This window comes from Streptomyces morookaense (assembly GCF_013030945.1).
Taxonomy (GTDB): domain Bacteria; phylum Actinomycetota; class Actinomycetes; order Streptomycetales; family Streptomycetaceae; genus Streptomyces; species Streptomyces morookaensis.
On sequence record NZ_JABBXF010000188.1, the window covers coordinates 1 to 410 of the forward strand.

The 410-nt window shown below is 81.5% G+C and carries 1 pseudogene; it reads left to right on the forward strand.

The window, feature by feature from the left end:
• Positions 1-410 (forward strand): annotated as a pseudogene (locus HG542_RS34070) (hypothetical protein); the annotation flags it as partial.

Consider the following 410-nt stretch of genomic DNA (forward strand, 5'->3'; position numbering starts at 1 on the left):
GGCGTACCCCCAGACCGGGCCGCAGAACAGCGCCCCCGCAGCGAGCGGTGGCACGGAACCGGCCGCGGCCACCGGTGCCCGGAACGGCGCCCCCGGCTTCCCTCCTGCCGCAGGCAACAGCGGCAATCACGCGCACGCCGCCGACAACGCCGCCCTGCCCCAGGAGCAGCCCGCCGCAGGCGAACCGCCGTTCGTACCCGGCGCGCTCCCCCAGGAGCAGCCCGCGGCAGCGGCCCCGGTCTCGGCCCATGCTCGCCCCGAGCAGGCCGTCGCCACGCCGGACGGGCCCGGGCGGCCCCGGCACGGGCAGGCCCCGGACGAGGCGCCCTCCGCGCAGGAGACCCCGCTCGTGCCGGACGGCCAGGACGCCGGCTCCCCCGCGCCGAGCGGGCCCGGCACCGGCCGCCGCC